The 21,202-nt window shown below is 74.4% G+C and carries 22 protein-coding genes; 8 read left to right on the top strand and 14 right to left on the bottom strand.

The genetic code is table 11. The annotated features are described in order from the left end of the window. Positions 1-63 precede the first annotated feature (63 nt). The 6 genes from pdxT to pgsA form a co-directional block, all read right to left on the bottom strand. Entirely contained in the window at positions 64-669 is a 606-nt protein-coding gene (gene pdxT / locus GA0070213_RS21030; protein ID WP_091067371.1) for a pyridoxal 5'-phosphate synthase glutaminase subunit PdxT, read from the bottom strand. Between the two features lie 75 nt (positions 670-744). After that, complete coding sequence (gene pdxS, locus GA0070213_RS21035; protein ID WP_091067375.1) at positions 745-1,656, bottom strand: pyridoxal 5'-phosphate synthase lyase subunit PdxS; 912 nt, start codon at positions 1,654-1,656, stop codon at positions 745-747. A 199-nt stretch (positions 1,657-1,855) separates the two neighbouring features. Then, positions 1,856-2,359: a hypothetical protein gene (locus GA0070213_RS21040; RefSeq protein WP_091067378.1), complete on the bottom strand. Its 504-nt coding sequence runs from the start codon at positions 2,357-2,359 to the stop codon at positions 1,856-1,858. 32 nt (positions 2,360-2,391) lie between these two features. After that, positions 2,392-3,552 (bottom strand): glycosyltransferase family 4 protein, encoded by a 1,161-nt coding sequence (locus tag GA0070213_RS21045; RefSeq protein ID WP_091067381.1) that lies wholly within the window; start codon positions 3,550-3,552, stop codon positions 2,392-2,394. A 9-nt stretch (positions 3,553-3,561) separates the two neighbouring features. Beyond that, entirely contained in the window at positions 3,562-4,497 is a 936-nt protein-coding gene (locus GA0070213_RS21050) for a phosphatidylinositol mannoside acyltransferase (RefSeq protein WP_091067384.1), read from the bottom strand. Further along, positions 4,494-5,114: a phosphatidylinositol phosphate synthase gene (gene pgsA / locus GA0070213_RS21055; protein ID WP_091067387.1), complete on the bottom strand. Its 621-nt coding sequence runs from the start codon at positions 5,112-5,114 to the stop codon at positions 4,494-4,496. Before pgsA ends, GA0070213_RS21050 begins: the two co-directional genes overlap by 4 nt. Positions 5,115-5,367: 253 nt before the next feature. Here pgsA and GA0070213_RS21060 point away from each other — a divergent pair, with 253 nt between their 5' ends. Further along, positions 5,368-7,527, top strand: a complete 2,160-nt coding sequence (locus tag GA0070213_RS21060) for an elongation factor G-like protein EF-G2 (protein WP_091067391.1) — start codon at positions 5,368-5,370, stop codon at positions 7,525-7,527. A 4-nt stretch (positions 7,528-7,531) separates the two neighbouring features. On the opposite strand, the gene GA0070213_RS21065 is transcribed toward GA0070213_RS21060, so the two are convergent. Continuing rightward, complete coding sequence (locus GA0070213_RS21065) at positions 7,532-8,590, bottom strand: aldo/keto reductase (RefSeq protein WP_091067396.1); 1,059 nt, start codon at positions 8,588-8,590, stop codon at positions 7,532-7,534. A gap of 175 nt (positions 8,591-8,765) precedes the next feature. Beyond that, on the bottom strand, positions 8,766-9,458 hold the full coding sequence (locus GA0070213_RS21070; RefSeq protein WP_091067399.1) for a CG0192-related protein: 693 nt from the start codon (positions 9,456-9,458) through the stop codon (positions 8,766-8,768). An 82-nt stretch (positions 9,459-9,540) separates the two neighbouring features. Between GA0070213_RS21070 and GA0070213_RS21075 the strand changes: the two genes are divergently transcribed. Then, positions 9,541-10,077, top strand: coding sequence for a hypothetical protein (locus GA0070213_RS21075; protein ID WP_091067402.1), 537 nt, complete (start codon positions 9,541-9,543; stop codon positions 10,075-10,077). Position 10,078: 1 nt separating this feature from the next. Here the strand turns inward: GA0070213_RS21075 and GA0070213_RS21080 are convergent, their stop codons facing one another. Together GA0070213_RS21080 and thrS are read right to left on the bottom strand one after the other, a co-directional pair. Next, positions 10,079-10,624, bottom strand: a complete 546-nt coding sequence (locus GA0070213_RS21080; RefSeq protein WP_091067406.1) for an HIT family protein — start codon at positions 10,622-10,624, stop codon at positions 10,079-10,081. 50 nt (positions 10,625-10,674) lie between these two features. Beyond that, positions 10,675-12,684, bottom strand: a complete 2,010-nt coding sequence (gene thrS, locus GA0070213_RS21085; protein WP_091067409.1) for a threonine--tRNA ligase — start codon at positions 12,682-12,684, stop codon at positions 10,675-10,677. 201 nt (positions 12,685-12,885) lie between these two features. Here thrS and GA0070213_RS21090 point away from each other — a divergent pair, with 201 nt between their 5' ends. Next, positions 12,886-13,746 carry a DUF1775 domain-containing protein gene (locus tag GA0070213_RS21090; protein ID WP_091067414.1) on the top strand — a complete coding sequence of 287 codons (861 nt, stop codon included), beginning with the start codon at positions 12,886-12,888 and terminating at the stop codon, positions 13,744-13,746. A gap of 158 nt (positions 13,747-13,904) precedes the next feature. Here GA0070213_RS21090 and GA0070213_RS21095 read toward each other — a convergent pair whose 3' ends face one another. After that, positions 13,905-14,834: an ADP-ribosylglycohydrolase family protein gene (locus tag GA0070213_RS21095; RefSeq protein ID WP_091067417.1), complete on the bottom strand. Its 930-nt coding sequence runs from the start codon at positions 14,832-14,834 to the stop codon at positions 13,905-13,907. Positions 14,835-14,907: 73 nt separating this feature from the next. On the opposite strand from GA0070213_RS21095, the gene GA0070213_RS21100 reads away from it, so the two are divergent. The 3 genes from GA0070213_RS21100 (at position 14,908) to GA0070213_RS21110 (ending at position 17,519) form a co-directional block, all read left to right on the top strand. Next, positions 14,908-15,597: a response regulator transcription factor gene (locus tag GA0070213_RS21100; protein ID WP_018784999.1), complete on the top strand. Its 690-nt coding sequence runs from the start codon at positions 14,908-14,910 to the stop codon at positions 15,595-15,597. A gap of 29 nt (positions 15,598-15,626) precedes the next feature. After that, positions 15,627-17,015 (top strand): HAMP domain-containing sensor histidine kinase, encoded by a 1,389-nt coding sequence (locus tag GA0070213_RS21105; RefSeq protein ID WP_175441425.1) that lies wholly within the window; start codon positions 15,627-15,629, stop codon positions 17,013-17,015. A gap of 228 nt (positions 17,016-17,243) precedes the next feature. Continuing rightward, positions 17,244-17,519 carry a hypothetical protein gene (locus GA0070213_RS21110; protein WP_139128707.1) on the top strand — a complete coding sequence of 92 codons (276 nt, stop codon included), beginning with the start codon at positions 17,244-17,246 and terminating at the stop codon, positions 17,517-17,519. Here the strand turns inward: GA0070213_RS21110 and GA0070213_RS21115 are convergent. Next, on the bottom strand, positions 17,476-18,501 hold the full coding sequence (locus GA0070213_RS21115; protein WP_091067424.1) for an adenosine deaminase: 1,026 nt from the start codon (positions 18,499-18,501) through the stop codon (positions 17,476-17,478). The two genes, GA0070213_RS21110 and GA0070213_RS21115, sit on opposite strands and share 44 nt — an antisense overlap. Further along, positions 18,498-19,289 (bottom strand): trans-aconitate 2-methyltransferase, encoded by a 792-nt coding sequence (locus tag GA0070213_RS21120; protein WP_091067426.1) that lies wholly within the window; start codon positions 19,287-19,289, stop codon positions 18,498-18,500. The genes GA0070213_RS21115 and GA0070213_RS21120 overlap by 4 nt, the downstream gene beginning before the upstream one ends. 86 nt (positions 19,290-19,375) lie before the next feature. On the opposite strand from GA0070213_RS21120, the gene GA0070213_RS21125 reads away from it, so the two are divergent. Together GA0070213_RS21125 and GA0070213_RS21130 are read left to right on the top strand one after the other, a co-directional pair. Further along, positions 19,376-20,359 carry an aldo/keto reductase gene (locus tag GA0070213_RS21125; RefSeq protein WP_091067429.1) on the top strand — a complete coding sequence of 328 codons (984 nt, stop codon included), beginning with the start codon at positions 19,376-19,378 and terminating at the stop codon, positions 20,357-20,359. A 91-nt stretch (positions 20,360-20,450) separates the two neighbouring features. Beyond that, positions 20,451-20,642 (top strand): hypothetical protein, encoded by a 192-nt coding sequence (locus tag GA0070213_RS21130; protein ID WP_091067433.1) that lies wholly within the window; start codon positions 20,451-20,453, stop codon positions 20,640-20,642. An 85-nt stretch (positions 20,643-20,727) separates the two neighbouring features. Here the strand turns inward: GA0070213_RS21130 and GA0070213_RS21135 are convergent, their stop codons facing one another. Then, positions 20,728-20,931 (bottom strand): cold-shock protein, encoded by a 204-nt coding sequence (locus GA0070213_RS21135; RefSeq protein WP_030338233.1) that lies wholly within the window; start codon positions 20,929-20,931, stop codon positions 20,728-20,730. Between the last annotated feature and the right edge of the window lie 271 nt (positions 20,932-21,202).

Below are 21,202 nucleotides of genomic sequence, written 5' to 3' on the forward strand. Positions count from 1 at the left end.
GCAATCCTACCGAGCGGAGGTCACCGCGCGTCACACCCGTCACCGCGGCCGGACCGCGACCGGTCAGCGGGCGACCCGGACCACGTCCACGAAGAGGCGGTGCAGCCGCAGGTCACCGGTCAGCTCCGGGTGGAAGGAGGTGGCCAGCAGGTTGCCCTGGCGGACCGCGACGATCCGGCCGGCGGCCGGCCCGTCGGTGACCCGGCCCAGCACCTCGACGTCCGGGCCGACCCGCTCGACCCACGGCGCGCGGATGAAGACCGCGTGGAACGGGTCGCCGTCGACCCCGGCGATCGACACCGGCGCCTCGAACGAGTCCACCTGGCGGCCGAACGCGTTGCGCCGGACCGTCATGCCGATGCCGGCGAAGCCGCGCTGGTCGGGGCGACCGTCCAGCACCTCGGCGGCCAGCATGATCAGGCCGGCGCAGGAGCCGTAGACCGGCATGCCGCCGGCGATCCGCTTGTCGATCGGCTCGCGCATCTCGAAGATGTCCACCAGCTTGCTGATCGTGGTCGACTCGCCGCCGGGCACCACCAGGCCGTCGACCGCGTCCAGCTCACCGGGGCGGCGCACCGGCCGGGCGTCGGCGCCCGCGCCGGTCAGCGCCGCGACGTGCTCGCGTACGTCGCCCTGCAGCGCCAGCACGCCGATCACCGGTACGGTCACGCCGCTCCTCTCACAGGTGTTAAGCGGGGGCCCCGCCTATACCGAATGCGTTAAGCGGGGGCCCCGCCTTACCGCTCACCAGCCGCGTTCGGCGAGGCGGTGCGGCTGGGGGATCTCGTCGACGTTGATGCCGACCATCGCCTCGCCCAGGCCGCGCGACACCTTCGCCAGCACGTCCGGGTCGTCGTGGAAGGTGGTCGCCTTGACGATCGCGGCGGCCCGCTGGGCGGGGTTGCCGGACTTGAAGATGCCCGAGCCGACGAAGACGCCCTCGGCGCCGAGCTGCATCATCATGGCCGCGTCCGCCGGGGTGGCGATGCCGCCGGCGGTGAACAGCACGACCGGCAGCTTGCCGCGCTCGGCCACCTCCTTGACCAGCTCGTACGGGGCCTGCAACTCCTTCGCGGCGACGAACAGCTCGTCGGCGGGCAGGTTCTGGAGCCGGCGGATCTCCTGCCGGATCTTCCGCATGTGGGTGGTGGCGTTCGAGACGTCACCGGTGCCCGCCTCGCCCTTCGAGCGGATCATGGCGGCGCCCTCGGTGATCCGGCGCAGCGCCTCGCCCAGGTTGGTCGCGCCGCACACGAACGGGACGGTGAACGCCCACTTGTCGATGTGGTTGGCGTAGTCGGCCGGGGTCAGCACCTCGGACTCGTCGACGTAGTCGACGCCGAGCGCCTGGAGGACCTGGGCCTCGACGAAGTGCCCGATCCGGGCCTTGGCCATCACCGGGATCGAGACGGCGGAGATGATGCCGTCGATCATGTCGGGGTCGCTCATCCGGGACACGCCGCCCTGGGCGCGGATGTCGGCCGGGACCCGCTCCAGCGCCATCACGGCCACGGCGCCGGCGTCCTCGGCGATCTTCGCCTGCTCGGGGGTGACCACGTCCATGATCACGCCACCCTTGAGCATCTCGGCCATCCCCCGCTTGACGCGGGCGGTGCCGACGGTGGCGTCGGTGGTCGGGGCGGTGGATTCGGACACGGGTCATCGCTCCTCAGCGTGCGGTCTTGGTGGCTGCGCAGAATGCTACGACCGGCGCCGGCCAGCTCCGACAGCCAATCGCACCCCCGGTGGCCTGCCGTGTGTCCGCCGTCACGCCTTCCCCGATCCACCTACGCCATCACGTTTGCAGGCGCGAAGAAGGTCACCCGGAGCCGCAGGGCGACCACCGCCCACAGCGTCAGCCGGTGGTGACGTCCGCCCGCGGGGCCAACGTCGGGTCGTCGATGTCGAAGTAACGGGGCCACTCCCGCCCGCGCCCCATCCGGAACAGGCGTACCACCGGCCGCCCGCGCGCCGAACGGGCGTCCCGCACCAGGTCGGTGTGCACCTGCCGGGCCAACGCCAGCCGCCGGCTGGCCGCGATCACCGCGCCGCAGGCCGGATCGTCCGGATCGAGCCGCACCCCGCGCAACTGGCGGGTCAGGTCGTTCTCGGCCGCCTCACGCTCCTCCGGAACCGCGTCCAGCGCGATCCGGGCCGCGGCGTACAGCTCCACGCCGTACCGCTGCTCGGCCAGCACCGCGGCGGCGGCCGCGCGGCGCAGCAGGTGGGCGTCGAGCGCCCGGGCCGCCGACTCCGCCCGGACCTGCAGCCGCTGCACCCGGCCGGCGGTCCAGATCAGGTACGCCGAGACCAGCCCGAGCACCAGCGCCGTGCCCACCACCCACCACATGCCCGGCATCGTAGTGCTGCTCCTCATCCCGGCCGGCCTGGTCAGCCCAGCCCCGCCCACTCCTGGTCCATGACCCGGCCGTCGGTGGCCTCGATCGCGGCTGCGTATACCTCCAGAACGCGGCGGGCAACCACGGGCCAGTCGAAATTCGCCACCACCTGGTCGCCGGAGGCGGTCAGGCCGGCCCGCTGCCCGGCGTCGTCGAGCAGCTCGGTCAGCGTGGCGCGCAGCGCGACCGCGTCCCCGGTCGGGAAGAGCCGCCCGGCCCGCCCGCCGTCGAGCACCCGGCGGAACGCGTCCAGGTCGCTGGCGACCACGGTGGTCCCGGCGGCGAGCGCCTCGGTGAGGATCATCCCGAACGACTCCCCGCCGGTGTTCGGCGCGACGTAGAGGTGCACGCTGCGCAGCATGCGCGCCTTGTCCGACTCGGAGACCAGGCCGAGGAAGGTGACCCGGTCGCGCAGGTCGGCCGGGAAGCGGCCGTACAGCTCGTCGGCGTCGCCCGGGCCGGCCACCAGCAGGCGCAGCCCGGGACGGTGCGGGGCGAGCGCGACGAACGCGTCACGCAGGATCGGGAAGCCCTTGCGCGGCTCGGTGAACCGACCGAGGAAGCCCAGCGTGCCGCCGCTGCCGGGGGCGCACTCACCCGGCCAGTCGGGCAGCGGCGGCACCCCGGCGAACTTCGCCACCGCCACCCCGTTCGGGATCTCCACCGCACCGCCGTCCATGTGCTCGACCTGGACCTTGCGGGCCAGCGCGCTGACCGCGATCCGGGCGGTGATCCGCTCCAGGAGGATCTGGAGCACGCCCTGCGCCGCGGAGAGGACCCGCGAGCGGGTCATCGCGGTGTGGAAGGTGGCCACCACCGGCCCCCGGGCGCAGAGCACCGCCAGCATCGACAGGCTCGGGGTGAGCGGCTCGTGCACGTGCAGCACGTCGAAGTCGCCGCGGTTGATCCACCGGCGTACCCGGGCGGTCGACACCGGGCCGAACGCGATCCGGGCCACCGACCCGTTGTAGGGCAGCGGCACCGCCCGCCCCGCCGACACCACGTACGGCGGCAGCGTCGAGTCCTCGTCCGCCGGGGCCAGCACGCTCACCTCGTGGCCGAGCCCGAGCAGCGCCTCGGCCAGGTCCATGACGTGGTTCTGCACCCCGCCCGGGACGTCGAAGGAGTACGGGCACACGATGCCGATCCGCATGGCGTCCCCCTAGACCGTCCCGGTGGTGGTCGGCGGCTGCGCCGACGCCGGCGCCCCGCCCGACCCCTGGTCCAGCCACATCCGCTGCAACATGTGCCAGTCTTGCGGATGCCGGGCGATGCCCGCCGCCAGTCCGTCGGCAATCCGCTGGGTCACCACCCGGACCCGGGCGTCCAGCGGGGCGCTGTCCTCCGCCGGCAGCGCCAGCGGGCCCTCGATCGAGGCGCAGGCGGCGTCCGGCTCGTACCACATCGAGGCCACGTACAGCGGCGCGCCGGTGCGCAGCGCCAGCAGCGCCGGGCCGGCCGGCATCCGGGTCCGGCCACCGAAGAAGTCCACCTCGACGCCCCGGGCGGAGAGGTCCCGGTCGGCGAGCAGCGGCACCACCGAGCCGGCCCGCAGCCGGTCCACCAGGACGTCGAACGCGGGACGCGGGCCGCCGTGGGTGGGCAGGATCTCCATCCCCAGCCCCTCCCGGAACGCGACGAACCGCTCGTAGACGCCCTCCGGCTTGAGCCGCTCGGCGACAGTGGTCATCGGCCAGCCGGTGGCCGCCACCCAGGCGCCGGCGGCGTCCCAGTTGCCGGCGTGCGGCAGCGCCACCACGGCGCCGCGCCCGGCCGCCACGTCCGCGGCGAGCTTCTCCGCACCGTCGAGGCGGAACCCGGCGAGGATCTCCGGCCGGCTCAGGCCCGGCAGCCGGAACGCCTCCAGCCAGTAGCGGGCGTAGGAGCGCAGACCGGCGCGCACCAGCGCGTCCAGCTCCGCGTCGGGCAGGTCCGGGCCGACCACCCGGCGCAGGTTGGCGCGCAGTCGACGCGTACCCCCGCCGTCCTTGCGGTGGGCGCGGTCGGCGCCCACCCGGAACGCCGCGGCCGCGGCGGGCCGGGGCAGCGCCCGGATCAGCCGCCAGCCCGCGACGAAGCCCGCCTCGGTGAGGTTCACTCCGCGCCGACCCGCTGGGCCTGCCGGTACACGTGGGCCATCCGCTGGCCCACCGTGAAGATCGAGACCGCGGCGAGCAGCCAGAGCGCGACCTCCAGGGCCGGATCGAGCCCGACGCCGGTGAGCACCCCGCCGACCCCGACGATGAGCAGCCGCTCGGTGCGCTCGGCGATGCCCACGTTGCAGGTCATGCCGAGCCCCTCGGCGCGGGCCTTGACGTAGGAGACCAGCCCACCGGCGGCCAGGCAGAGCAGCGCGGCGGCCACGCCCGAATAGTGGTGCTGGGTGGCCAGCCAGTAGGCGACCGCGCCGAACACCGCGCTGTCGGCGACCCGGTCCATGCTCGAGTCGAGGAACGCCCCGAACCGGGTGGAGCCGCCGCTCATCCGCGCCATCGTGCCGTCGAGCAGGTCGGTGAGCGCGAAGACCGTGACGATCAGCGCGCCGGCGACCAGATGGCCGCGGGCGCCGAAGCCGAGCGCGCCGACGAGCACACCGACCGTGCCGGTCACGGTGACCGCGTTGGGGGACACACCCGCGCGGAGCAACCCGCGCGCGATCGGCTCCACGACGCGGGTCATGCCCGCGCGGGCCGTCACTTGGAAGATCTTCGCCATGGCGGTCCCACGATAACGGCCGGCAGCGGCCGGGGACACAGCCGGGCGGACGACCCGCCCGGCGGCCCTTGTGCCGGCACCGGCTCGGGTGTGAGATCGAGCGTGGGAGGTGAGCCACTTCACCGGAACACCGGTCGGCGTGCCCGTCCCGCAGGAGTCCACCGGAAGATATCGCCGCGGCGCCCCACCGGGGTCCGCTCCCCCGTCGCCCGCGGCGGTCGCCACCACCACCGGTTGAGGGAGGTGCGCCGCGATGGCGCAGAAGAACGAGAAGGGTGTCACCGGCGGCGCGCCGGTGGTGACCGAGCCCGGCAGGGTTCGCAACGTGGTGCTCGTCGGGCACTCCGGCGCCGGCAAGACCACCCTGGTCGAGGCGCTGCTCGCGGCCGCCGGCACGATCGGCCGGGCCGGGTCCGTCACCGAGGGCACCACGGTCTGCGACCACGACCCGGCGGCCGTGCGCCAGCAACGCTCGGTGAGCCTGGCCTGCGCCCCGCTGACCCACCGCGACGTCAAGGTCAACCTGCTGGACACGCCCGGCTACGGCGACTTCGTCGGCGAGCTGCGCGCCGGGCTGCGCGCCGCCGACGCGGCGCTGTTCGTGGTCTCGGCGGTCGACGGGATGGACGCCGCCACCGCCGCGCTCTGGGAGGAGTGCGCCGCGGTCGACATGCCGCGCGCGGTGGCGGTCTCCCGGCTGGACCACCCGCGCGCCGACTTCGACGAGGCGGTGGCGCTCTGCCAGCGCGTCTTCGGCGACAACGTGCTCCCGCTCTACCTGCCCATGCTCGGCGACGACGGCGAGTCGGTGGCCGGCCTGATGGGCCTGATCACCCGCCGCGTGTTCGACTACTCGGCCGGGCTGCCGGCGGCGGTGCGCGAGCCGGACCCGCAGCACCTGCCGGCGATCCGGGAGAGCCGCGACGAGCTGATCGAGGGGATCATCGCGGAGAGCGAGGACGAGACCCTGATGGACCGCTACCTCGGCGGCGAGGAGATCGACCCCGAGGTGCTCGTCACCGACCTGGAGACGGCGGTGGCCCGCGGCCACTTCTATCCGGTGGTGCCGGTGTGCGCGGAGACCGGGGTCGGCCTGGACGCGCTGCTGGACGGCCTGGTCGCGGCGTTCCCGTCGCCGCTGGAGCACGACCTGCCGGCGGTCACCGGCCTGGACGGCTCGCCGCGCCCGCCGCTGACCTGCGACCCGGACGGCCCGCTGGTCGCCGAGGTGGTCAAGACGACGGTGGACCGCCACGTCGGGCGCGTCTCACTGGTCCGCGTCTTCTCCGGCACGCTCCGCCCCGACCAGGTGATCCACGTGTCCGGTCACGGCCTGGCCGAGCGCGGCCACCCCGACCACGACGCCGACGAACGGGTCGGGCACGTCTACAGCCCGCTCGGCGCGACGCTGCGCGAGGTGTCGGCGTGTGTCGCCGGCGACCTCTGCGCGGTCACCAAGTCGGGCAGCGCGGAGACCGGCGACACCATCTCCGCCAAGGACGACCCGCTGCTGATCGCGCCGTGGGAGATGCCGGAGCCGCTGCTGCCGGTGGCGATCGTGGCCCGCAGCCGGGCCGACGAGGACGCGCTGGCCCGCAACCTGTCCCGACTGGTCGCCGGCGACCCGACGCTGCGGCTGGAGCGCAACCCGGAGACCCACCAGCTGGTGCTCTGGTGCATGGGCGAGGCGCACGCCGACGTGGTGCTCGACCGGCTGCGCGGCGGCGGCGTCGAGCTGGACACCGAGCCGGTCCGGGTTTCGCTGCGCGAGACGTTCACCGCGACCGCCCGCGGGCACGGCCGGCACGTCAAGCAGTCCGGCGGCCACGGCCAATATGCCGTCTGCGACATCGAGGTGGAGCCGCTGCCCCGCGGCGCCGGCTTCGAGTTCGTCGACCGGGTGGTCGGCGGCGCGGTCCCGCACAACTACATCCCGTCGGTGGAGAAGGGCGTCCGGGCGCAGATGGAACGCGGCCTGGTCGCCGGCCACCCGGTGGTGGACCTGCGGGTCACCCTCGTCGACGGCAAGGCGCACAGCGTCGACTCGTCCGACGCCGCGTTCCAGACCGCGGGCGCGCTGGCGCTGCGCGACGCCGCCGAGAAGGGGCAGCCGACGCTGCTGGAGCCGGTCGACGAGATCACCGTCCGGGTGGCCGACTCCTCGGTCGGCGCGATCATGGGTGACCTGTCCGGCCGACGCGGCCGGGTCCTCGGCACCGAGCCGGACCCGGAGGCCGAGGGCCGCACCCTGGTGCGCGCCGAGGTGCCCGCCACCGAACTGCTGCGGTACGCGGTCGAGTTGCGCGCGATGACCGCCGGCACCGGCACGTTCCGCCGCGTGTTCGCCCGCCACGACCCGATGCCGGCGCACCTGGCCGACCAGGCCCGCAAGGAGGCCACCACCCACCCCTGACCGCTCAGGGGCGGACGGCGGGGACCGGGGTCATCGGCCAGTGCGGGCGGTCGGCGTCGCGGCGGGCGGCCGAGCGTAGGGCCGCGAGTTGCCGCTCCACCTCGGCGAAGTGGTCCGGTGCGAGCGGGCCCCGGGCCAGCGCGGCGGCGTTCTCCTCGACCTGGGCGACCGTACGGGCGCCGGGGATCGGCACCGCCCGGTCGCTGCGCGCCCAGATCCAGCCGAGCGCGCCCTGGGCCGGGGTGCGTCCGTCGGCGGTGAGCGCGCCCCGCACGGCGGCCACCCGGCGCAGCCACTCCGGGGCCGGCCGGCCGCTGCGGAACCACTCCAGCCAGGTCGGCCCGAGACCGCGGACGTCGTCGCGGGGCAGCGTCGACTCCGGCGTGTACTTGCCGGTGAGCAGCCCCATCCCGAGCGGTCCCCGGGCCAGGCTGGCGAGGTCGTGCTTGTCGCAGGCGGCGAGCATGGCCGGGGCGTCCCGCAGCACCGACAGCGTGTGCTGCACGGCGGCGGCGCCGCGGGCGACCTGGGCGAACGCGGCGGCCCGGTCGGCCCGGTCGGTGCTCCACCCGTACGCCCGGACCAGGCCGTCGGCGACCAGGTCGTCGAGCGTGCCGATCAGCGCCTCGGCGCGGGGCAGCGGCAGGTCGCCGAGGTGCAGCTGATAGAGGTCGATCCGGTCGGTGTCCAGCCGGCGCAGCGAGTCGACGACCGCGCGGCGCAGGTACTGCGGCGAGGCGTTCTCCCCGGTGGCCTGCCGGCTGCGCTCGTCGAACGTGTAGCCCCACTTGGTGGCGACCACCGCCTCGTCGCGCCGGCCCGCGAGGGCGCGCCCCAGCACCCGCTCGCCGTGCCCGGCTCCGTAGGTGTCGGCGGTGTCGAAGAGCGTGACCCCGAGGTCGAGGGCGCGGCGGACCGCCCGCACCGACTCGGCGTCGTCGACCGCGCCCCACCCCAGCGGGCGGGCGCCCTCGGCCCACGGGCCGCCGATCGCCCAGCACCCCATGCCGAGGGCGCTCACCTCGATGCCGCTGCGACCGAGCGGCCGCGTGCTGACTGCCATCGCCGAATCCTGTCACCTTCACGGCACCTGTGGGCGGTTTCGTCACCCCACGCCACCCTTTGTCATCACTATCCGTGATGGGGGTGGGCGATCGTCGAGGTAGGAGCGACATGCGGCCACGGCGACATGGGCCACGCCGACACCTCGGTCGACCCGCGCCGGCCGCACCCGGACCTCAGCGGGCGTAGGCCAGGAGCACCTCGACGTCCTGCCCCGGCCACGCGCCGGTGAGCCGGCCCACCTCCGGGAGATCCGCCGTCCCCGCGCGGCGACCGCCACCCACCGGCCGGGCGCCGGCCGACGCCGCCCCGACCTCGGACGGCATCGCCGGGACGGGGCGACGAATCAGCGCCAACTCGACACCGCCGCCCCGGATCAGCGTCGGATCGCCGTCCACCACCTCGTCGGCCGGTCCGCCCGGCAGCGCCCGGTCGGTGCGGCTGCCCGACACCGTCATGCTCGGCTTCCGCACCTGCCGCTCGCCGTCGACCTCGAAGTACTCCTCCGCCTGGCCGGCGTCGGCCAGCACCGCGGCGGCCAGCACCGGCGGGTAGACCGGGTCACCGACGGCGTCGTACACCCAGCGGCGGCCGAGCACCGAGTGCGCCACGACGCCGACCAGAAACCGGTCCGCGCCGGCCAGCGGGGCGCCCCGGTAGGTCAGCGGCACCTGCAGCACGGGCCCGTCACCGGCACGCACCAGCAGCGTCTCCATGCCGACCGCGCCGGCCGGGTCGTCGAAGCGGTAGGCCGCCACCCGGCTCACCGGCGCGCCGGCGTCCCCGGCGAACCAGGATCGGGACGGCAGCCAGGATGCGAGCAACTCCAGCTTCGAGGGGCGCAGTTCCGCGCGATGCAGCAGGGCCATGCGCAAGATCGTACTGTCGGAAGGTGGCCGTCGGGTTTGCCGAGCCCGGCGGCGCGGGCACCACCGGGGCCGGGAGGCGCGGATGGAGACGTCGGTGGAGCAGGTCGACGAGGCGGCACGGGTCAGCCCGGCGCCGCGCTGGGTGGCGCCCACGTTCGTGGCGCTGGCCGTGCTCACCCTGCCCTGGATCGGATACCTGGCGTTCACCCTGCCCCGGCACCAGGTGACCGTGCACTACCGGGCCGCCTGGGTCGGCTTCGACCTCGGTCTGGTGGCCCTGCTCGGGCTGACCGCCTGGCACGCGTACCGGGGAAACCGGCAGGTGGTGCTCGCGGCCGCCGCCACCGCCACCATGCTCGCGGTGGACGCCTGGTTCGACGTGACCACCACGCCGCCCGGCCCCGACCTGGTGGTGTCGATAGCGCTGGCAGCGCTGGTCGAGCTGCCGCTGGCCGGGGTGTGCCTGTGGATCGCCCGGCACGGCGACCGGATGGTGCAGCGGCGGCTGCGTCAGCTCGCGCTCCGCGCGGAACTCGCCGCCGACCGGGCCGCGGCCGCCCAGCGGACCGCCACCGGCGCCCGCCGCCGGCTCGCCCGGGTCCGGGGCCGGCTGCGCTGAGTCAGGCCGGCCACACCTTGGCGAACAGGTCACGCGTGTCGGTGAGCAGTTGCGGCAGCACCTTGGTGCGGCCGATCACCGGCATGAAGTTGGCGTCGCCACCCCAGCGCGGCACCACGTGCTGGTGCAGGTGCGCGGCGATGCCCGCGCCGGCCACGCCGCCCTGGTTCATGCCCAGGTTGAACCCGTGCGCGCTGGACACCTGGCGGACCACCCGCATGGCGTCCTTGGTGAACGTGGCCAGCTCGGCCGTCTCCGGCGCGTCCAGCTCGGTGTAGTCGGCCACGTGCCGGTAGGGGCAGACCAACAGGTGCCCGGGGTTGTAGGGATAGAGGTTGAGCACCGCGAACACGTGCTCACCGCGGGCGACCACCAGGCTCTCCTCCGCCGGGCGGCCGGGAGCCAGGCAGAACGGGCAGCCGGTCGGCTTCTCGTAACCGCCGTCGGGTCGGTCCTCGCCGGATATGTAGGTCATCCGGTGCGGCGTCCAGAGCCGTTCCAGCCCGTCCGCCAGACCACTGTCCGCGTGCCGCTCCACCCCTGTCACACCGGCGATCCTACGATCCGCGCCGCGCCGCCGCCGAACCGCGCCGCGGCTCAGGCGGCGGTGGGGCCGCTGTTGGTGCGCGACTCGACCACCTCGCGGACGTGCGCGGCCGCCTCGGCCAGCGGCACCCCGTTGCGCTGCGAGCCGTCCCGGTAGCGGAAGGAGACCGTGCCCGCGGCCACGTCGTCGTCGCCGGCGATCACCATGAACGGGATCTTCTGCTGCTGGGCGTTGCGGATCTTCTTCTGCATCCGGTCGTCACCCAGGTCGACCTCGGCCCGGATGCCGTGCCGCCGCAGCGTGCCCGCGAACTCCTCCAGGTAGTCGCCGTGCTCGTCGCGGATCGGGATGCCGACCACCTGCACCGGCGCGAGCCAGGCCGGGAACGCGCCCGCGTAGTGCTCGGTGAGCACGCCGATGAACCGCTCGATCGAGCCGAACTTGGCGCAGTGGATCATCACCGGCTGCTGCCGGGTGCCATCCGCCGCCTGGTATTCCAGGCCGAAGCCCTTCGGCTGGTTGAAGTCATATTGAATCGTCGACATCTGCCAGGTGCGGCCGATGGCGTCCTTGGCCTGCACCGAGATCTTCGGGCCGTAGAACGCCGCGCCGCCCGGGTCGGGGACCAGGTCGAGGCCGGTCTCCCGGGCGCACTCCTCCAGCACGGCGGTGGCGGTCGCCCAGTCCTCGTCGGTGCCGACGAACTTGTCCGGCCGGGTGTCGTCGCGGGTGGACAGCTCCAGGTAGAAGTCGTCGATGCCGAAGTCACGCAACAGGCTGAGCACGAAACCCAGCAGGTGCTTGATCTCCGCCGGCGCCTGCTCCCGGGTGCAGTAGGAGTGGGAGTCGTCCTGGGTGAAGCCGCGCACCCGGGTCAGGCCGTGGATCACGCCCGACTTCTCGTACCGGTAGACCGACCCGAACTCGAACAACCGGATCGGCAGCTGCCGGTAGGACCGCCCGCGCGACCGGTAGATCAGGTTGTGCATCGGGCAGTTCATCGCCTTGAGGTAGTAGTCGCTGCCCTCCATCTCCATCGGCGGGAACATCGTGTCCTTGTAGTAGGGCAGGTGTCCCGAGGTGTGGAAGAGACCTTCCTTGGAGATGTGCGGCGTCCCGACGTACTGGAAGCCCTCCTCGATGTGGCGGGTGCGGACGTAGTCCTCCATCACCCGCTTGAGCACGCCACCCTTGGGGTGGAAGACGGGCAGGCCGGAACCGATCTCGTCGGGGAAGCTGAACAGGTCGAGGTCCGTGCCGAGCTTGCGGTGGTCGCGCCGGGCGGCCTCCTCCAACAGCTTCAGGTACGCCTTGAGCTCGTCCCGGGTCGGCCAGGCGGTGCCGTAGACCCGCTGGAGCTGCGGGTTCTTCTCCGACCCGCGCCAGTAGGCGGCGGCGGAACGCATCAGCTTGAACGCGCCGATCAGCCGGGTGTTCGGCAGGTGCGGGCCCCGGCACAGGTCCGACCAGCAGACCTTGTCCTCGTTCGCGGCGAGGTTGTCGTAGATGGTCAGCTCGCCGCCGCCCACCTCCATCACCTCGGAGGAGTCGAGCCCTTCGCCCTTGACCTCGATCAGCTCCAGCTTGAACGGCTCGGCGGCCAACTCTCCGCGGGCCTCGTCCAGGCTGGCGAAGCGGCGCCGGCGGAACCGCTGGCCGGACTTGACGATCTCCTGCATCCGCCTCTCGAGCTTCGTCAGGTCCTCCGGCTGGAACGGCTTGTCGACGCCGAAGTCGTAGTAGAAGCCGTTCTCGATCGGCGGGCCGATGCCGAGCTTCGCCTCCGGGAAGACGTCCTGCACGGCCTGGGCGAGCACGTGGGCGGTGGAGTGCCGCAGCACCTCCAGGCCGGCCGGGCTGTCCAGCGGCACCGGCTCGACCGACGTCTCCTCGGCCGGTTTCCAGTCCAGGTCGCGCAGCTTGCCCTGCGGGTCGCGGACCACCACGACCGCCTTCGGCCCGCTCGTGGGCAGGCCGGCCGCGGCCACCGCGTCGGCCGCCGTGGTCCCGGCGGCGACGACGACGGGGTCGGCCACGACGGGGATACGGGGTGCGGACACGGTGACTCCTGTCGTCGACGGTACGGATCTGCCGGATGACCGGCCCCTGCGATGGTATCGGTCGCCCCGATCCGCGCCGTCGGCGACGCGGCCCCCGGGGCACGAGTTCCGCGCGGCGTTGAACCTTTCGACCGTCGGGTGCGAACTACCTGGTGGGGCCGGAGCCGGTACCGACCCCGGTCGAGAAGGATGGGGACGACGATGAGGATGACCCGTCAGGGCCGGTGGGCGGCGGCCCTGCTGGCCGCCGCGCTCGCCGGAGCGGTGGGGTGGCCGGGCCCGGCCAGCGCCGCCGGCGTGACCGTCACGACCTCCCCCGGTGAGGTGCACCAGGGCGACGCGATCGAGCTGTCCGTGGTGGTGCCCGCGGACCGGCCGGGCAGCCGGACCACGAAGGTGGAGCTGACCATGCCGGCGGACGCCCCGATCGGCGAGGTCTATCCGCTCTCCGTGCCGGACTGGGCGCCGACCATCACCACCCGCACCCTGGACCGGCCGGTGGCCGGCATCCACGCGCCCGAACTGAACCAGGTGACCCATGCCGTGACCTGGCTCCGGGTGCCGGGCGGGGGCGCCGGCGCGGCCCGGCTGCCGCTCGGCATGGGGCCGATGCCGGCCACCGACCGGCTCACCTTCACCGTGGTGCAGACGTTCGCCGACGGCACGGTGGTCCGGTGGGCGGACCCGGCCGGCGGCGCGCACCCGGCGCCGACGGTCGCGCTGCTGCCGCCACCGCAGGGCGCCGCCACGGGCGGTGGCGACGCCGGTGCGGGCGGCGCGGCCCACGGCGGGCACGGCGGCGTGTCCGGCGGCCAGGACGGCGCGGCACCGGCCGGGGCGACCGCCGGGGGCCCGACGACCGGGGCGGCCGACGACGGGCCCAGCGCTGACCTGCTGCTCGGCGGTGGCCTGCTCGCCGGGCTGGCCGGCGGCGCGGCGATCGGCTGGCTGCTCAGCCGCCGTCGCCGCGGCACCATGGCCCTCCCGTCCGACCCAGCCACTCCCACCGCCCCCCGCACCCCCGATCCGGTCACCGCAGGCAGCACCCGCCCCACTCCATGACCCCCCACCCCGCCACGGCCCGTCTCGTCTCGTCTCGTCTCGTCTCGTCGATCTTGGAGTTGTGGCACCTGGATGGTCGGGATCGCGCCCTTTGTCAACGACCACAGATCCAAGATCGGCGAGGCGAGGCGAGGCGAGGCGGGGGGAGGCGGGGCGGGTCAGGCGGGGGTGGTGAGCCAGCCGGGGAGCGGTTCGCGGGCGGTCAGCCAGCCCTCGGGTACGCCGCCGGGCGTGCCGACCCCGGTGTGGGCGGCGACGATCCCGCCGACGATCGCCGCCGTGGTGTCCACGTCGCCGCCCGCCTCCACGCACGCGCGGATCGCGGCCGGGTAGTCGTGCAGCAGCGTGGCGGCGACCCAGAGCGTGAACGGGACGGTGTCCTGCGCGGTGACCCGGGAGCCGTTGCCCACCGCCTCGACCACCTCGCCGAGCGGGCGTCCGAGCAGCGCGGCGGCCCGGCGTACGCCGCGGTGCACCTCGCCGGCCGGGTCGAGCGTGCCGGCCACCGCGCCGAGCAGCCGGGCCGGCTCGGGCCGGTCGCCGTCGAGCCGGGCGCGGGCGGCCAGCGAGGCGGCCACCGCCACCGCCACCGCGCCGGCGACGCCCTCCGGGTGGGCGTGGGTCACCTCGGCCGAGGCACGGGCCTGGTCGGCGGCGCGTCGGGTGGAGTCGGCGTGCCAGGCGCCGAGCGGGGCGACGCGCATGGCCGCGCCGTTGCCGCAGGAGCCCTGACCGTCGAAGGCCGACGCGGCGGCCACCGGCCACGGCGTGCCGGTGCGGATCAGCCGCAGGACGGTCACCGCGCCCGGGCCGTAGCCCCGGTAGGGCTCGCAACGCTCGGCGAAGGCCAGCGCCAGGCGGTCGGAGTCGATCCGACCGGCCGAGGCCAGCTCGGTCACCACGGAGCAGGCCATCTCGGTGTCGTCGGTCCACTCCCACGGCGGCGGGGGCAGCCGCCCCGCGGCGAGGTCGGCCGGGCGCCGGCCGGGGACGAAGAACTGGGAGCCGAGGGCGTCACCCACCGACAGGCCGGCCAGCGCGTCGCGGGCGAGCGTGAGGCGGGTGTCGGGGAAGAGGGTGAACGTCATCGCCGTCCCAGCTTGCCCGCTTCCCCGGACCGTCGCAACGCGATCGACTTGCCACGCCGAGTACGGTGCTGACGTGGCAACCGTCCTGCTGGTCGAAGACGACCACGTCGTGCGTGGCGCGATGCTGCGGTCGCTGACCGACCGGGGGCACGCGGTGCACGCCGTCGGCACCGCCCTGGACGCGTTGCGCCGGGTCGCCGCGGAGACGCCCGACCTGGTCGTGCTCGACCTGGGCCTGCCGGACCTGGACGGCTCGGACGCGCTGCGGATGCTGCGCGGCATCACCGACGTGCCGATCATCATCGCCACCGCCCGCGACGACGAGCAGTCGGTGGTCCGGCTGCTGCGCGCCGGCGCGGACGACTACATGGTCAAGCCGTTCACCGGCGCGCACCTCGACGCCCGGATCACCACCGTGCTGCGGCGGGCCGGTCGGGCCAGCCGTACCGTGCAACCGGCCGTGCACACGGTCGGCGGTCTACGGGTGGACGTGGGCGAGCGCAGCGCGGTGCTGGACGGGGAGTCCCTGGCCCTGACCCGCAAGGAATTCGACCTGCTGGCGTATCTCGCCGCTCGGCCCGGCCGGGTGGTGTCCCGGCGGGAACTCTTGGAGGAGGTATGGCGGCAGCCATCGGTCGGCGAGGACCAGACCATCGACGTTCACCTGTACTGGCTCCGCCGCAAAATGGGCGAGTCCGCGGCGAAGCCCCGCTACCTGCGCACCGTGCGGGGGGTCGGCTTCCGGCTGGTGGCGCCGGACTGAGGCCGGCGCTGGCCTGGCTCACCGCCGGCATGTGCAGCCTGGTCGCACTCGCCTTCCTGATCCCGCTCGGCATCACCCTGTCCGGTCAGTCCCGCGAGGAGAAGCTGGCCGACGCGGCCCGGCGCAGCGCGCTGGTCACCGGCGCGCTGGCGGTCAGCACCGACGCCGAGGTGGTCAAGCGGGCGGTGGCGGCCAGCGGCGACGACCCGGCGCTGCGGCCGGTCGTGCACGGCATCGGCACCGACGAGGCGGCCGGTCGCGCCGATCCCGCCGCGCTGGCCGACGCCGCCACGCAGCGCCGCTCGGTGGTGCGCGAGGTGGACGGCGGGGTGCTGCGACTGGACCCGGTGGTGCTCGGCGACCGGGTGGCCGTGGTGGAGGTGTTCGTACCCGACGAGGTGCTCGACGCCGGTGCCGGCGGGCGGTGGCTGCTGCTGCTCGCGGTGGCGCTGGCCCTGGTCGGCGCCGCGGTGATCGTGGTGGACCGGGTGGCGGCCCGGGCCGTGGACGCCACCGGCGACCTGGTCAAGGCGGCGCTCGCGGTGGGCGACGGCGAACTCGGCGTACGGGTCGAGCCGGCCGGTCCGCGGGAGCTGGCCGAGGCCGGGCACGCGTTCAACCGGATGGCGGAGCGGCTGGTGGCGTTGCGCGCCGACGAGCACGAACTCGTCGCCGACCTGTCGCACCGGCTGCGTACCCCGCTGACCGCGCTGCGGCTGGACGCGGAGGCCCTGGAGTCCGACGACACCAGCATCGGCACGTTCAGCGAGGCGGAGCTGGACCGGCGGCGCGGCATCCGGCGGATCCGGCAGGCCATCGTCACGCTGGAGGGCGAGGTCGACCAGCTCATCAAGACCACCCGCAAGGCGGTCAGCCAGGAGACGGCGCCGGCGTCCTGCGACGTCAGCGAGGTGGTCCGGGACCGGATGGTCTTCTGGTCGGCGTTGGCCGGCGACCAGAACCGGCCGCACCGGGTGGTCGGGGCGCAGTTGCGCATCCCGGCGCCGGTGCCCCGCGCCGAGCTGGCCGCCGCGCTGGACGCGGTGATCGGCAACGTCTTCCGCTACACGCCGCAGGGCACCGCGTTCGAGGTGGTGGTGAGCCGCCGCGACGGCTGGGTGGCGATCCGGATCGACGACGCCGGACCGGGCATCGCCAACCCGGACCGCGCCTTGCGCCGGGGTGAGAGCGACCAGGGTTCCACCGGGCTCGGGCTGGACATCGCCAAGCGGGTCGCGTTGCAGGCGAACGGTTCGGTGAGCCTCGACCGGGCGCGACTGGGCGGGGCCAGCGTGGTGATGCTGCTTGCCGATCCGGACGCGGCGCCCCGACAGGTCAACCGGTTCGGGCTGGTCGGCCGGATGGCCCGGGACGCCCGCGAGCCGCGCGCCGGGCGGCGCTGGCCGCGCCCGCGCTGACCGGTGGCTGTGCGGCGGCGCAAGTTCTCCTTAGGAGTGCGTTAACGACGGCCACCAGCGGGTCGCGAAATGCCAGGATCTCTGACAGAACCCATCAGTTCCGTCGGCCGGGACGCCCCGTAACACCTTCCGGCCGGCGGATCCGTGCGCGCGGCGGGAGTCCGGTCCCCCCACACCTCGCTCCCGTCGCGCGCCGCTCTCGGTGTCGAGCCGGCGGAGGTGACCGTGATGACGCCGACCGTCGGCCGACTGGTGCGCTGGGCCGCCGTGATCGGCCTCGGCATCGCCCTCACCCTCGCCGCCTGGCAGGACCCGGTGCTCGCGCACGGCCCGGACCGCACCGCCGCCGGCCTGTCCGGCCACGACCTCGCGCTGCTCGCGCCGGTCGCGCTCGGGGTGCTCCTGGCCACCCGGCGCCGGCCGCCCCGGTTGTCCCGACGGCCGGCGCCCGTGCGGCCGGTCAGCGCGCCGCGCTCGCCTGGTACGCGTCGATCTCGGCGCTGATCCGGGCCGCCTCGGCCGGGGCCAGGAACGCGGCGGCCACCGCGTCCCGGGCCAGCGCGGCCACCCCCTCCGGGCCGATGCCCAGCAGGCGGGCGGCGACCGCGTACTCGTCGTTGAGCGTGGTGCCGAACATCGGCGGGTCGTCGGAGTTGATGCTGACCGGCACGCCGGCCTCGATCAGCTGCGGCAGCGGGTGCTCGTCGAGGCTGGCCACCGCCCGGGTCCGCACGTTGGAGGTCGGGCACACCTCCAGCGGGATCCGGCGCTCCGCCAGGTGGGTCATCAGCTCCGGGTCGAGCGCGGCGGAGATGCCGTGGCCGATCCGCTCGGCGCCCAGCTCGCGCAGCGCGTCCCAGATCGTCTCCGGGCCGGTGGTCTCGCCGGCGTGCGGCACGGAGCGCAACCCGGCCGCGCGGGCCTGGTCGAAGTAGGGCTTGAACTGTGGCCGGGGCACCCCGATCTCGGGGCCGCCCAGGCCGAAGCTGATCAACCCGTCCGGCCGCTCGTCGAGCGCGATCCGCAGGGTCTGCTCGGCGGCCGGCAACCCGGCCTCGCCGGGGATGTCGAAGCACCAGCGCAGCGCGATGCCGAAGTCGGCCTCGGCCCGCTTGCGGGCGTCCTCGATCGCCTCGCAGAACGCCGGCGCCGGGATGCCCCGGTGCACGTGCGAGTAGGGCGTGACCGTCAACTCGGCGTAGCGGACCTGCTGGCGGGCCAGTTCCCGGGCCACCTCGTGGGTGAGCAGCCAGACGTCGTCGGCGTCCCGGATCAGGTCGACCACGCTCAGGTAGACCTCGATGAAGTGGGCGAAGTCGCGGAACGCGAAGTAGTCGGCGAGCGCCTCCGGGTCGGCCGGGACGGGGCTGCGCCCCTCGTGCCGGGCGGCCAGCTCGGCGACGATCCGGGGTGAGGCGGAGCCGACGTGGTGCACGTGCAGCTCCACCTTGGGCAGTCCGGCGATGAAGGTGGGCAGGTCGGTCACGAGTTCTCCTCTGCGCGGGCGCCGGTGCGGGCCACCACGAAGATCCGGCGGAACGGGAAGTACACCTGACCCTGCCGCACCGGGTACGCCTCGGCGAGGCGTACCCCCAGCTCGGCGCGGAAGGCGGCCCAGCCGGCGGCGTCCAGCGCGGCGCGGACCGGGCGCAGGGCGGTGCCCTCCATCCAGGCCAGCACCGGGTGGTCCGGGCCGGCGGCCGGCAGCAGGTGCACGTAGGTAGTCTCCCAGGCGTCCACCGCGCAGCCCGCGCCGGTCAGCAGCGTGGCGTAGTCGACCGGCTCGTCGACCGGGGCCTCGCGCAGCAGCCCGGCGAGGGGGTCACGCCACCGGTCCCGTCCGGCGACCTCGCGCAGCGCCCGGTGGGACGGCGCGGCGAAGTTGCCGGGAACCTGGCACGCCAGCCACGCGCCGGGCGGCAGCTCGGCGGCCCAGCGGATGAGCAGCCGGCGGTGCTCCGGGACCCACTGGAGGACCGCGTTGCCGACCAGCACGTCCACGTCGGGCGCCGGCCGCCAGTCGCGGACGTCGGCGACGCCGAAGGTGACCGGAGAGCCGAGGGCGGCGGCCCGTTCGATCATCTCGGGCGAGGAGTCCAGGCCGGTGACCCGGCTGCCGGGCCAGCGCGCGGCGAGCGTGGCGGTGAGCGTGCCGGGCCCGCAGCCGAGGTCGACCACCGCGCGCGGGTGGCCTGCGCCGACGCGGGCCAGCAGGTCGAAGAAGGGTCGGGAGCGCTCGTCGCCGTAGCGCAGGTAGGTGCCGGGATCCCACATGACAATCTCCAAACCGTACGTACGTCTTGCTAGAGACCGTACGGCCCGACGGGCGGAGCGGCAACCCGCTCACTAGGCTCGACCGGATGGAACAGCGCAACTTCGACCGGCTCGGCCGGCACGTCGGCATCATCGGACTCGGCGCGTGGCAGCTCGGCGCCGACTGGGGCGAGGTCAGCGAGGACGCGGCGCTCGACGTGCTCACCGCCGCGGTGGACGCCGGCGTCACCTTCCTGGACACCGCGGACGTGTACGGCGACGGCCGCAGCGAGCAGCTCATCGGCCGGTTCCTGCGGGCCAACCCGGACCACGGGCTGACCGTGGCCACCAAGATGGGTCGCCGGGTGCCGCAGACGCCGGAGGCGTACACCCTGGAGAACTTCCGGGCCTGGACCGACCGGTCCCGGGCCAACCTCGGCGTCGACACGCTCGACCTGGTGCAGCTGCACTGCCCGCCCACCGCGGTCTTCGCCGACGACCGGGTCTTCGACGCCCTGGACACGCTGGTCGCCGAGAAGCGCATCGCCGGGTACGGGGTGAGCGTCGAGACCTGCGAGCAGGCGCTCACCGCCGTCGCCCGACCCGGGGTGGCCAGCGTGCAGATCATCCTCAACGCGGTGCGGCACAAGCCGCTGGAGCGGGTGCTGCCGGCGGCCGCGGCGGCCGGGGTCGGCGTCATCGCCCGGGTCCCGCTGGCCAGCGGCCTGCTCTCCGGCCGCTACGACGAGCACACCACGTTCCCGGAGAACGACCACCGCACGTTCAACCGGCACGGCGAGTCGTTCGACGTCGGCGAGACGTTCTCCGGCGTCGACTACGACCTCGGCCTCGCCGCGGTGCGCCGGCTCGCGCCGCTGGTCGGCGACGCGCGCACGATGGCGCAGTTCGCGCTGCGCTGGATCCTCGACCAGCCCGGCGTGACCGTGGTGATCCCCGGCGCCCGCTCGGCCGAGCAGGCCCGGCGCAACGCCGAGGCGGCCGACCAGCCGCCACTGACCGAGGTGGAGCTGGCCTCGGTGCGGGCCACCTACGACGAGCTCATCCGGCCGCAGGTGCACGACCGGTGGTGACCGGTTCGGCCCGGCCCGTCGGCGCGGCGTCACCGGCGCCGGGCGCCGGCGGGCATGCTGGAGGCGGAACGGACGTCGTGGAGGGGGTGCGATGAGGGGCTGGTTCCGGCTCACCGCCGGGCTGCTGGCCGTGGTGCTGGGTGCGCTGTGGACGGTGCTGGGGCTCGGCTACGTCGAGGGCAGCGCGCTGACCGACCGGCGGATCTGGGCGGTGATCGGCCCGGCGGTCGTCCTGATCGGACTCGTGGCGCTCTGGTACGGCATGCGGGCCCGGCGCCGCTGAGGCGCGCCGGGCATGGAGAAGCCCCGCCTCCCGTGCGGGATGCGGGGCTCCGTGCGCCGGCCCGCCCGGCCGGCGCCTTGTCAGCTCAGATGGGGCGGACCTGCTCGGCCTGCGGACCCTTCTGACCCTGGGCGATCTCGAACTCCACCCGCTGGTTCTCCTCCAGCGAGCGGTAGCCGCTGGTCTGGATGGCCGAGAAGTGGACGAACACGTCAGCACCCCCGCCGTCGACGGTGATGAAGCCGAAGCCCTTGTCAGCGTTGAACCACTTCACGGTTCCCTGCGCCATGTGCAACTCCTTCTAAAACTGGCGGCCGAGCACGCCGTGCGGCCGATTGGCCGTTTTCGAGCAGCGGCGCCTGAGGTGGCCCCCCGTGCAGGGAACGTCTCTCAACCCACGCGTCTCGCAACAGCGTGAGAAAGCAAACCACGTACGCAAAAACTTCGCACAGCCTACCGGACGAAATTCTCCGACATGTGACCTGAAGGTTGCCCGATGATCGACGGGCGTGCCGACGGAGCTGTGCGAAAGACCCCTTCCCCGGGTCCTGGGGAAGGGG

It is taken from the genome of Micromonospora humi (genome assembly GCF_900090105.1).
GTDB lineage: Bacteria > Actinomycetota > Actinomycetes > Mycobacteriales > Micromonosporaceae > Micromonospora > Micromonospora humi.

Excerpts from the sequence above, each read along its gene's own strand:
- GA0070213_RS21045 (WP_091067381.1), bottom strand. The coding sequence starts at position 3,552 with ATGCGGATCGGCATCGTGTGCCCGTACTCCTTCGACGTCCCGGGCGGG.
- GA0070213_RS21110 (WP_139128707.1), top strand. The coding sequence starts at position 17,244 with ATGACGCCGACCGTCGGCCGACTGGTGCGCTGGGCCGCCGTGATCGGC.
- GA0070213_RS21060 (WP_091067391.1), top strand. The coding sequence starts at position 5,368 with ATGGCGCAGAAGAACGAGAAGGGTGTCACCGGCGGCGCGCCGGTGGTG.
- GA0070213_RS21065 (WP_091067396.1), bottom strand. The coding sequence starts at position 8,590 with ATGGCAGTCAGCACGCGGCCGCTCGGTCGCAGCGGCATCGAGGTGAGC.
- GA0070213_RS21040 (WP_091067378.1), bottom strand. The coding sequence starts at position 2,359 with ATGCCGGGCATGTGGTGGGTGGTGGGCACGGCGCTGGTGCTCGGGCTG.
- GA0070213_RS21130 (WP_091067433.1), top strand. The coding sequence starts at position 20,451 with ATGAGGGGCTGGTTCCGGCTCACCGCCGGGCTGCTGGCCGTGGTGCTG.
- GA0070213_RS21095 (WP_091067417.1), bottom strand. The coding sequence starts at position 14,834 with ATGACGTTCACCCTCTTCCCCGACACCCGCCTCACGCTCGCCCGCGAC.
- GA0070213_RS21135 (WP_030338233.1), bottom strand. The coding sequence starts at position 20,931 with ATGGCGCAGGGAACCGTGAAGTGGTTCAACGCTGACAAGGGCTTCGGC.
- GA0070213_RS21090 (WP_091067414.1), top strand. The coding sequence starts at position 12,886 with ATGAGGATGACCCGTCAGGGCCGGTGGGCGGCGGCCCTGCTGGCCGCC.
- GA0070213_RS21125 (WP_091067429.1), top strand. The coding sequence starts at position 19,376 with ATGGAACAGCGCAACTTCGACCGGCTCGGCCGGCACGTCGGCATCATC.
- GA0070213_RS21120 (WP_091067426.1), bottom strand. The coding sequence starts at position 19,289 with ATGTGGGATCCCGGCACCTACCTGCGCTACGGCGACGAGCGCTCCCGA.
- GA0070213_RS21105 (WP_175441425.1), top strand. The coding sequence starts at position 15,627 with ATGTGCAGCCTGGTCGCACTCGCCTTCCTGATCCCGCTCGGCATCACC.
- pgsA (WP_091067387.1), bottom strand. The coding sequence starts at position 5,114 with ATGGCGAAGATCTTCCAAGTGACGGCCCGCGCGGGCATGACCCGCGTC.
- GA0070213_RS21070 (WP_091067399.1), bottom strand. The coding sequence starts at position 9,458 with ATGGCCCTGCTGCATCGCGCGGAACTGCGCCCCTCGAAGCTGGAGTTG.
- GA0070213_RS21075 (WP_091067402.1), top strand. The coding sequence starts at position 9,541 with ATGGAGACGTCGGTGGAGCAGGTCGACGAGGCGGCACGGGTCAGCCCG.